This is a genomic window from Gilliamella sp. wkB292, assembly GCF_001690235.1.
Classification (GTDB): domain Bacteria; phylum Pseudomonadota; class Gammaproteobacteria; order Enterobacterales; family Orbaceae; genus Gilliamella; species Gilliamella apicola_F.
Window position 1 is genome coordinate 1 of record NZ_LZGO01000082.1, and the last position, 516, is coordinate 516.

Here is a 516-nt window from a genome sequence, read left to right on the forward strand (position 1 = left end):
GCCTGTTATATGTTCTAACTTTAATATATTTTTATCTGTAAAAGCTGTGTAATCAAAATAAAATAACTCCAACTGTGGATTTGTTTTTAGCGATAATTCGAAATATTGCAGTAAATCGGGATTTAGGATGTCATCAGAGTCAATAAATAAGATATATTCACCTGTGGCTAATTCAATCCCTTTATTTCGAGCTGCACTTACCCCTTGATTTGTTTGTTTATAAATTTTGATGAACTCATAGCATGATGCATATTTTTCAATAATTGAGATTGTATTGTCAGTGGAACCATCATCTATACAGATAACCTCTTTAGATATGTAAGATTGGCTAATTAAAGAATCTAAGCAATTTTTAATGTAATTTTCAACATTATAACAAGGTATAATAATAGAAAGACAAATGGTTTTATTCATCATAAGATTCGGTCAGATAATTACTTTTTAAGAAATAATTTATATTTTAAATAGATAATATAATAATAAACAGATTTTAAATAGAATTTCTGTTTAAATAGA

At 25.8% G+C, this 516-nt stretch carries 1 protein-coding gene; it reads right to left on the reverse strand.

What is annotated here, in order from left to right:
* A partial coding sequence (locus A9G09_RS11705) for a glycosyltransferase family A protein (protein WP_176700984.1) occupies positions 1 to 414 on the reverse strand: 414 nt, incomplete at its 3' end.
* Positions 415 to 516: the final 102 nt, after the last annotated feature.